The sequence below is a fragment of the Herminiimonas fonticola genome, from assembly GCF_040395855.1.
GTDB lineage: Bacteria > Pseudomonadota > Gammaproteobacteria > Burkholderiales > Burkholderiaceae_D > Oxalicibacterium > Oxalicibacterium fonticola_A.
Genome location: NZ_JBEBPO010000019.1, coordinates 24,432 through 33,433 on the forward strand (window position 1 = coordinate 24,432; position 9,002 = coordinate 33,433).

Consider the following 9,002-nt stretch of genomic DNA (forward strand, 5'->3'; position numbering starts at 1 on the left):
TCAAGGTCAGGCTGCTTTGCCTGATCCTTTATTTTCTTCGACGCGCAAGATGAGCCGTCAGCCTGCCCATCTGCTTGTATAGTGCGCCGTAGCGCCTGTCCCATTTATTAACGCTGCGATACTGCCGCACTACAGTCGCAATGTCGTCACGCGCGATCGGCCCGGTCAATGCGCGTTCCGCGCCGATTGCCAAAACATTCTCTGTCGTTTCCCGGACCAGCGATGCCATCATCTTCAGCGCAATATCTTGCGGGATACCGGCCTTGCCGTAGGTTTGCACGGCAGTGTCCAGCAGTGTTACCAGGTAGTTGGAGGCAAACACGGCGGCGGCGTGGTACAGGATTTTTTCTTCGCTTTTGATGGGAGCCAATTGTGCACCCAGCGTCGTGAACAGCGGGGCCAGGATAGTCAGTGCGCGTTGTTCTCCTTCGATGCCGCACCAGGTGCCGGGAAAATCCTGGATCACTTTTTCCGGCACTGCAAAACTGCGTATCGGATGGATGCTGGCAATGCTTGCGCCGCGCTCACTTGCTGCCCGCAGTATCGATGCAGGGAGTGCACCGCTGCAGTGAAAGACGACACTATCTGCAGACAGGCAATCGGAGGCAGCCAATGCTTCGCAGCAGGAGGCAATCTGATCGTCGGGTGCGGCAATCAGAACGATGTCGGCAGGACGAAGCGCTGCATAATCATCCAGCGCGCGTCCGGCGCCAATAAAAGCGGCGGCACGCATCGCGCTTTCCATCGAGGTATTCAGGATGTCGCCGATGGCGACGACTTTATTTTCGACCCACAAGCGTCCCAGCGTCTGGCCGACTTTGCCGCATCCTATGATGGTGAGAGTGTGCATGCTGCCTGCTCGTCAAGTTTGGTTTGCGTCAGCTGCCGGCCTGTTCCAGTGCTTCCTGCAGCTCCAGCCATTCGGCTTCCAGTTGCGTGACTTCTTTCGTGTAGAAAGTCTGATCCGCCAGCAACTGTTTCAGTTCCTTCTTGTTGGCTGCATCGTAGATCAGAGGGTCGGCCAGTTTTTCATCGACGGCAGCTTTTTGCGCATTGCGTTTGGCAAGCTGCTCTTCCAGTTTCTTCAGCTTCAATTCGATGGGTTTGCGTTTGGCAGCGATCTTTTGGCGCTCGTCTGCTTCCAGTTTTTTCTGTTCGCGCTTGTCTGCCTTGGGTATCGCCGCAGAAGGCGCTACCACTGCGCTGGCGGATTTTTCCTTGACCTGTGGCAGCGATGTATTGGTTTCGGCATTCTTGGCAGCGAGTTTGGTCTTGAACAGCCAATCCTTGTAATCGTCCAGATCGCCGTCGAAAGGTTGCAGCTTGCCGTCGGCGACGATGATGAACTGATCGGTGGTGGCGCGCAGCAGATGCCTGTCATGCGAGACGACGACCAGCGTGCCCTCGAACTGCGCCAGTGCCATCGTCAATGCTTCGCGCGTTTCCAGATCCAGATGGTTGGTCGGTTCATCGAGCAGCAACAGGTTAGGGCGTTGCCAGACGATCAGTGCCAGCGCGAGACGGGCTTTTTCACCGCCGGAAAACGGCGCAATCTTGCTGGTGACCATGGCGCCGTTGAAATTGAAGCTGCCGAGAAAGTTACGCAGTTCCTGTTCACGTACGGTCGGTGCAATATGCGCCAGATGCCACAGCGGCGATTCTTCATGGCGCAGCATTTCGACCTGATGCTGGGCGAAGTAACCGATAGCCAGTCCCTTGCCGAATTGCGAAGAGCCGTTCAGGGGTTCCAGTTCGCCGGCAATGGTTTTGATCAGCGTCGACTTGCCGGCGCCGTTGACGCCGAGCAAGCCGATGCGCTGGCCGATCTGCAGCGAGAAATTGATACCGGAAACAATTTTTTTCTCGGTGATCGAATAGTCTTTTTCATTTTCAATTTTGTAGCCGGCATCGACATCTTCCATTACCAGCAATGGATTCGGTGCGCTGGCCGGTTCGCGGAACTCGAAAGAGAATTCGGCTGCTGCGCGCAAGGGTGCCAATTCTTCCATCTTCGCCAAAGCCTTCATCCGGCTTTGCGCCTGACGCGCCTTGCTGGCTTGCGCCTTGAAGCGGTTGATGAAAGATTCCAGATGCGCGCGTTGACGGGTCTGTTTTTCCAGCGCGCTTTGGGCCAGGATCATTTGTGCAGCACGCTGACGCTCGAAGCCGGAGTAATTGCCGGAGTAGCGTTTCAGCTTGCGTTCGTCGATATGCACGATCACATTGACCACGCCGTCGAGGAAATCGCGATCATGGGAAATGACGATCAGCGTACCGGCATAACGCTTCAGCCAGTCTTCCAGCCAGATGATGGCGTCCAGATCCAGATGGTTGGTCGGTTCATCGAGCAGCAGCAGATCGGAAGGGCACATCAGCGCCTGCGCCAGATTCAAGCGCATGCGCCAGCCGCCGGAAAAACTCGCGACCGGTTGTTCCATCTGCGCCATCGTGAAGCCCAGGCCGAGCAGCAATTGTTCGGCGCGCGGACGCACGGTATAGGCATCGGCATCGGCCAGCGCACTGTACAGTTCGCCTATCAATACGCCGTTGTCGGTGGTGTCCGGTTCGCTTTCCAGAAATGCCAGTTCTTCCTCCAGGCGGCGCAGCGTGACGTCGCCGTCGATGGCGTAATCAATCGCAGTGCGTTCCAGTGGCGGCGTTTCTTGCGCAACATAGGCGACGCGCCATTTGGACGGGAAATCGATAGTGCCGAGATCGGCATGCAATTCGCCGCGCAGCAGGCCGAACAGGCTCGATTTGCCGGCCCCGTTGGCGCCGATCAAGCCGATTTTATCGCCCGGATTGAGCGTGACATCTACATTGTCGAGCAGCGGCTTGATGCCGCGCATGAGGGAAACTTGTTGAAAACGGATCATGTGGTGTGTAAGCCGACAGCGCTTGCTGCCAGCCTTGCTTCTTCAATAAATGAGTTAAAAATGGCCGGCGGGAAAACATCTTCCCGCAAGCCGAAATCGCGATCGGCAATGTGCATGCGATCGCGCGATACCGGCAGCAAATTCCTGCTGCCGGTCTTGAGACTTATTGCAACTGATCTGCTGTGATCAGGAATACCATGTCGTCGCCGGCGCTGGTGGTGAGCCAGGTCAGGTTCAATTCCGGGAAGGCCGCTTCTGCAAATGCCCGTTCGTTGCCGATTTCTACCATCAGCAAACCATTGGGCGTCAGGCGTTTTGCTGCGCCCGCAACGATCTTGCGCACCAGATCCATGCCATCGTCGCCGCCCGCCAATGCAATCTGCGGTTCGCGCAGGTATTCCGGCGGCAGCTTGCCCATGGACGTTGAGTTGACGTAAGGCGGGTTGGTGATGATCAGGTCGTATTTGTTTTCCGGCACATTCGTATACAGATCGGATGCGATCAGGGTGATGCGATCCTGCAATTCGTATTCATCCACATTGCGTTGCGCAACTGCCAGCGCATCGGCAGAAATATCGACTGCATCGACCTGCGCATTCGGGAACGCATCGGCCAGCATGATGGGCAGGCAGCCGGAGCCAGTGCACAGTTCGAGGATGTTGGTGATCTTGTCCGGATTGCTGACCCAAGGCGAAAACTGATCCGGGATCAGTTCTGCAATGAAGGAGCGCGGCACGATCACGCGTTCATCGACATAGAAGCGGTAACCGCCCAGCCAGCCTTCGTTGGTGATGTAGGCAGCAGGCAGGCGTTCGTCGGCGCGCTGTTCTATCACGCGCAGGACGGCATCGACTTCATGTTGCAGCAGGTGCGCATCAAAGAAGGGATCGAGCTTGTCGAGCGGCAGTTTCAGCGTGTGCAAAATGAGGTAGGCGGCTTCATCCAGTGCATTGGTGCTGCCATGCCCGAAGAACAGCTTCGCGGTATTGAAGCGGGTGACTGCGTAGCGCAGCAGGTCGCGAATGGTAGAGAGATCGTTAGGCTTGATAGGCATGGTTCTGTGCAGCAAAAAATAAAAAAGATGACGCCCGATATGCGCATCGCGCTATCGGGCGGGAGTAAGTCTGGTCACAACGTGCAGACTTGCGCTGCGTCATGACATATGTTGCCTGCTACCTTACAGCAGCAGATTTTCCATCGTGCGACGATAAATATTCTTCAACGGATCGATGAAACGTACTTCAATGTGCTCGTCGATTTTATGAATGCTGCCATTCGGTGGGCCGAACTCGACGACTTGCGGGCAAATCTGTGCGATGAAGCGGCCGTCTGATGTGCCGCCGGTGGTCGACAGTTCTGTCGTGACGCCGGTTTCCGCTTTGATCGCATCGGCCATCGCATCGCTCAAGCTGCCTTTAGGCGTCAGGAAAGGGTAGCCGCTGATAGACCATTTCAAATCGTATTCCAGCCCATGCTTGTCGAGAATCGCGTGCACACGTTTTTGCAAACCTTCGACCGTGCTGGCCGTGCAGAAGCGGAAGTTGAAGTCGATCACGACATTGCCGGGAATGACATTCGAGGCGCCTGCGCCGCCGTGCATATTCGATACCTGCCATGAAGTCGGCAAATAGTATTCGTTGCCGTCATCCCATTTCTCGGCGACCAGTTCTGCCAATGCAGGTGCGCATTGATGGATGGGATTGCGTGCCAGTTGCGGGTACGCGATGTGACCCTGTATGCCTTTGACCGTCAATTTGCCCGACATGCTGCCACGACGGCCGTTCTTGATGGTGTCGCCCAGTACATCGGAAGAGGTAGGTTCTCCGACCACGCAGTAATCGAGTTGTTCGCCGCGTGCCTTCAATGCATTGCAGACGATCACGGTGCCATCGGTTGCAGGGCCTTCTTCATCACTGGTAATCAGGAAGCCGATCGAACCTTTGTGGTCGGGATGTGCGTGGACGAATTCTTCTGCTGCCACAACCATCGCGGCGATGGACGTTTTCATGTCTGCCGCGCCGCGACCATACAGTTTGCCGTCGCGTTGCGTCGGCACGAACGGTGGCGAGGTCCATTGTTCCAGTGGACCAGTTGGCACCACATCGGTATGGCCGGCGAACACCAGCAGTGGTTGCGCTGATCCCTTGCGTGCCCACAGATTGGTCACGCCATCGGATTCTATGGTTTCGCAGACGAAGCCGAGCGGCGACAGCAATTCGATCAGGCGCGATTGGCAGCCCTTGTCTTCAGGGGTGACCGATGACAATGAAATCAGTTCTTCAGTGAGAGCGAGCGTCTTGCTCATAGAATTAGTCTTGAAAAATTTGTTGATAAAGATCGGCTGAAAAACCGACTGCAGCTTTTTTGTTCTTGACCAGGACAGGGCGCTTGATCACGGATGGCGATTCCAGCATCAGTTCGGTTGCGCTTGCTGCGTCAACGATGGAGGCCTTGCGTTCATCAGGCAGATTGCGCCAGGTCGTTCCTTTGCGATTGACCAGAACGTCCCACGGTACATCGCTCAACCAGCCGGCGATCAGCTCGCGTGTAATGCCGTCTTTCTTGAAATCGTGAAAGACAAAATCGGTGCCATTGCTGCCTAACCAGGTGCGCGCTTTCTTGACCGTGTCGCAATTGGGGATGCCATAGAGATAAATCGTCATGCTTACATTTTCAATGTGAATTCGGTGAAGCTCGCGCCTTGTTCTTCTTCAGGCTCTTCGACTTCGATTTTTTGTGCCGAGTTGTTCAGTAACCAGAACAGATTGCTGGCCGAATCGGCGTGCGCCAGCGCTTCATCCTGCGTAACCACGCCATCCTTGATCAGTTGCATCAGGGCTTGCTCGAATGTTTGTGAACCTGGCGACATGCTCTTCTCGATTGCTTCCTTGATCTGCGTGATTTCGCCTTGTTCGATCAATTCGGCGACATGGCGTGTGTTGAGCATGATTTCGACTGCTGCACGCCGACCACCGTCGATGGCGCCGATCAGCCGTTGTGAAACCACTGCACGCAAGGTGGACGAAAGATCGGTCAGTAGCGACTGGCGATTTTCAATCGGATAGAAATTGATAATCCGCGTCAAAGCCTGATAACTATTGTTCGCATGCAGTGTTGCCACGACCAGATGGCCGGATTGCGCATAGGCGAGCGCGGCTGCCATGGTTTCCTTGTCACGAATTTCGCCGATCATGATGCAATCGGGCGCCTGTCGCAACGCATTGCGCAAGGCGACAGACAGGTCGGCTGCATCGCTGCCGATTTCACGTTGATTGATCACCGATTTCTTGTTCTTGAACAGGAACTCGATCGGGTCTTCCAGCGTCAGGATGTGACCCGTACGCAAGCCGTTGCGATGATCGAGCATGGAAGCGATCGTCGTCGATTTACCGGAACCGGTAGAACCGACGACCAGCAGCAGTCCGCGTTTTTCCATCACCAGATCTGCCAGCACGGGCGGCAGTGCCAGACTGTTGAGCGCTGGAATCTCGCCCGGGATGTAACGCAGCACGGCCGAAATGCTGCCGCGCTGGCGAAATGCCGACAGGCGGAAACTGCCGACGCCCGCCACCGGAATACCGATGTTGAGTTCGTTGTCCCGCTCCAGCTCTTCCAGCTTCGCTGCCGGCACGATTTCGGCCAGCAGCGACATGATGGCTTTCTGGTCCAGCTTCTGCTGGTTGATCGGCATCAGATTGCCATTGATCTTGATATGGATCGGCGAATTGACTGCGATAAACAAGTCAGATGCTGCTTTTTCCTTCATCAGGAGAAATAACCGATCCATTGCCATGAGCTAATCCTTGGTGGAAGTCAAAACGCGAAATGACACTTTGCTTATGCAGTTCACTTGCAATCGATTTGTAACTGCCGTTAGTCGCGCAGCAGTTCGTTGATGCCGGTTTTCGCACGAGTTTTTGCATCTACCCGTTTGACGATCACCGCGCAGTACAGGCTGTATTTGCCATCAGCGGAAGGCAGGTTGCCGGATACGACAACGGAGCCTGCAGGAATGCGGCCGTAAGTAACTTCGCCGGTTGCACGATCGTAAATCTTGGTTGATTGGCCGATGTAGACACCCATCGAGATAACCGAGTTTTCTTCGACGATCACGCCTTCAACGATTTCCGAACGGGCACCGATGAAGCAGTTGTCTTCGATGATGGTTGGGTTGGCTTGCATAGGCTCCAGCACGCCGCCGATACCAACACCGCCGGACAGGTGAACGTTCTTGCCGATTTGTGCGCATGAACCGACTGTCGCCCAGGCATCAACCATCGAGCCTTCATCGACGTAAGCGCCGATGTTGACGAAGGACGGCATCATGACGACGTTTTTGCCGATGAAACTGCCGTGACGCGCGACTGCAGGCGGCACCACGCGGAAGCCGCCTTTGGCGAAATCTTCAGCGGTGTAGTTGGCGAACTTGGTTGGTACCTTGTCGTAGAACTGCATGTGATCGCCGGATGGCATGGTGATGTTGTCTTCCAGACGGAAGGACAGCAACACTGCTTTCTTGACCCATTGATTGACGACCCATGCGCCGCTGTCTTTTTGCGCAACGCGCAATGTGCCTTCGTTCAATTGAGCGATGACTTGTGCGACTGCATTGCGTACATCTGCTGGCGCATTTTTAGGGGAGAAATCTGCACGGTTTTCCCATGCCTGGTCGATGATCTGTTCGAGTTGTTGTGTCATGTGAGTACTTATCGGTTGATGATAAAAATAAAATGAATTAACGATTAAAGACTGGAGTTCAGAAACAGTAATCAGGAACTTGCGCTGGATAACTTTTTGGTAAATTCGACGATGCGCTGTGCTGCTTCCAGACATTCATCGACTTCGGCTACCAGCGCCATGCGTATGCGATTTCGCCCGGGATTGATGCCATGTGCTTCACGGCCCAGATAGCTGCCCGGCAATACCGTGACATTATATTCGGCATACAGGCGCTTCGCGAATTCGATATCGCCAATGGCGGCCAGCTTGTCGACTTTGGCCCACAGATAGAAGCCGGCGTCCGGCAGCGATACATCCATCACTTCCTGCAGCAAGGGTGTGACCTGGTTGAATTTCCTGATGTATTTTTCGCGATTCTCTACGACGTGCTGTTCGTCGTTCCAGGCGGCAATTGAAGCGCTTTGCACGGATGGGCTCATCGCGCTGCCGTGATAGGTACGGTACAACAGAAATTTTTTGAGAATTTCTGCATCGCCGGCGACGAAACCCGAGCGCATGCCCGGCACGTTCGATCGTTTCGACAGGCTGGAGAAACCGATCAGGCGAGGATAGCCAGTGCGGCCCAGCTTGTGTGCGGCTTCCAGTCCGCCCAGCGGCGCTTCTGCCTTGAAGTAAATCTCGGAATAGCATTCATCGGCTGCGATCACGAAGTTGTAGCGATCGGACAAGGCAAACAGCTCGGCCCAATCTTCCAGTGTCAGCACGGCACCGGCCGGATTGCCCGGCGAGCAGACGTAGACCAGTTGCACGCGCGACCAGACTTCATGTGTAACGCTGGCGAAATCCGGTGCAAAGTTGCGCGCCGGATCGCAATTGACAAAGTAGGGATGGGCACCAGCCAGATAAGCTGCACCTTCGTAAATCTGGTACAGCGGATTAGGGCAGACGACCAGCGCGTGCTGGCTCGGATCAACCACGGTTTGCGCCAAGGCAAACAAGGCTTCACGCGAACCGTTGACCGGCAGCACTTGCGTTGCAGGATTCAGTTTCGGCAAGTTGTAGCGGCGCTCCAGCCAGCCGGCGATCGTCGCACGCAAGGCATCCGTGCCAGCGGTGGTCGGATAAGTCGCGAGGCCATCCAGATTGTCAGCCAGTGCTTTTTGTATGAAAGCCGGCGTTGGATGCTTGGGTTCGCCTATGCCCAGGCTGATAGGACGGTAAGCAGCGTTTGGCGTCACGCCGGCAAACAGTTGCTTGAGTTTCTCGAAGGGATAAGGTTGCAGCTGGTTCAGGAGTGGATTCACGGCAGAGGGCGGAAAATATGCAATCAGTGTTAACACCGGGGTGTTAATTGACGCAAGGTTCAAAGTGGCAACATTATACCGTCCCGGAGGCCGTAACCGTAACGCGCTTTATGCCATGTGCGAGGTCTTGCTTATTGACTTG

Annotated in this window: 9 protein-coding genes; 1 reads left to right on the forward strand and 8 read right to left on the reverse strand. The window is 55.2% G+C overall.

Going from position 1 to position 9,002, the window contains the following annotated elements; translation table 11 throughout:
- Nucleotides 1-28 precede the first annotated feature (28 nt).
- Together ABWP27_RS04485 and ABWP27_RS04490 are read right to left on the reverse strand one after the other, a co-directional pair.
- Nucleotides 29-850 (reverse strand): Rossmann-like and DUF2520 domain-containing protein, encoded by an 822-nt coding sequence (locus ABWP27_RS04485; RefSeq protein ID WP_353153938.1) that lies wholly within the window; start codon nt 848-850, stop codon nt 29-31.
- Between the two features lie 28 nt (nt 851-878).
- Nucleotides 879-2,849, reverse strand: coding sequence for an ATP-binding cassette domain-containing protein (locus tag ABWP27_RS04490; RefSeq protein ID WP_353153941.1), 1,971 nt, complete (start codon nt 2,847-2,849; stop codon nt 879-881).
- 12 nt (nt 2,850-2,861) lie between these two features.
- Between ABWP27_RS04490 and ABWP27_RS04495 the strand changes: the two genes are divergently transcribed.
- Nucleotides 2,862-3,062: a hypothetical protein gene (locus ABWP27_RS04495; protein WP_353153944.1), complete on the forward strand. Its 201-nt coding sequence runs from the start codon at nt 2,862-2,864 to the stop codon at nt 3,060-3,062.
- Here the strand turns inward: ABWP27_RS04495 and prmB are convergent.
- From prmB to dapC, 6 genes are all read right to left on the reverse strand, one after another.
- The gene (gene prmB / locus ABWP27_RS04500) at nt 3,040-3,930 is read right to left on the reverse strand and encodes a 50S ribosomal protein L3 N(5)-glutamine methyltransferase (protein ID WP_353153947.1); all 891 of its coding nucleotides are present in this window, start codon (nt 3,928-3,930) and stop codon (nt 3,040-3,042) included. The two genes, ABWP27_RS04495 and prmB, sit on opposite strands and share 23 nt — an antisense overlap.
- Before the next feature lie 123 nt (nt 3,931-4,053).
- A complete protein-coding gene (gene dapE / locus ABWP27_RS04505; protein ID WP_353153950.1) occupies nt 4,054-5,181 on the reverse strand; it encodes a succinyl-diaminopimelate desuccinylase in 1,128 nt (375 codons plus the stop codon).
- Nucleotides 5,182-5,185: 4 nt separating this feature from the next.
- Nucleotides 5,186-5,539, reverse strand: a complete 354-nt coding sequence (locus tag ABWP27_RS04510; protein WP_353153953.1) for an ArsC family reductase — start codon at nt 5,537-5,539, stop codon at nt 5,186-5,188.
- Between the two features lie 2 nt (nt 5,540-5,541).
- Nucleotides 5,542-6,669 carry a PilT/PilU family type 4a pilus ATPase gene (locus tag ABWP27_RS04515; protein WP_353153956.1) on the reverse strand — a complete coding sequence of 376 codons (1,128 nt, stop codon included), beginning with the start codon at nt 6,667-6,669 and terminating at the stop codon, nt 5,542-5,544.
- An 80-nt stretch (nt 6,670-6,749) separates the two neighbouring features.
- A complete protein-coding gene (gene dapD / locus ABWP27_RS04520) occupies nt 6,750-7,574 on the reverse strand; it encodes a 2,3,4,5-tetrahydropyridine-2,6-dicarboxylate N-succinyltransferase (RefSeq protein ID WP_012079922.1) in 825 nt (274 codons plus the stop codon).
- A 71-nt stretch (nt 7,575-7,645) separates the two neighbouring features.
- On the reverse strand, nt 7,646-8,860 hold the full coding sequence (gene dapC / locus ABWP27_RS04525) for a succinyldiaminopimelate transaminase (RefSeq protein ID WP_353153960.1): 1,215 nt from the start codon (nt 8,858-8,860) through the stop codon (nt 7,646-7,648).
- Nucleotides 8,861-9,002: the final 142 nt, after the last annotated feature.

Bases quoted from the DNA above. Each gene is read 5' to 3' on its own strand.
- dapE (WP_353153950.1), bottom strand. From the start codon at position 5,181: ATGAGCAAGACGCTCGCTCTCACTGAAGAACTGATTTCATTGTCATCG.
- prmB (WP_353153947.1), bottom strand. From the start codon at position 3,930: ATGCCTATCAAGCCTAACGATCTCTCTACCATTCGCGACCTGCTGCGC.
- ABWP27_RS04485 (WP_353153938.1), bottom strand. From the start codon at position 850: ATGCACACTCTCACCATCATAGGATGCGGCAAAGTCGGCCAGACGCTG.
- dapD (WP_012079922.1), bottom strand. From the start codon at position 7,574: ATGACACAACAACTCGAACAGATCATCGACCAGGCATGGGAAAACCGT.
- ABWP27_RS04515 (WP_353153956.1), bottom strand. From the start codon at position 6,669: ATGGCAATGGATCGGTTATTTCTCCTGATGAAGGAAAAAGCAGCATCT.
- ABWP27_RS04490 (WP_353153941.1), bottom strand. From the start codon at position 2,849: ATGCGCGGCATCAAGCCGCTGCTCGACAATGTAGATGTCACGCTCAAT.
- ABWP27_RS04510 (WP_353153953.1), bottom strand. From the start codon at position 5,539: ATGACGATTTATCTCTATGGCATCCCCAATTGCGACACGGTCAAGAAA.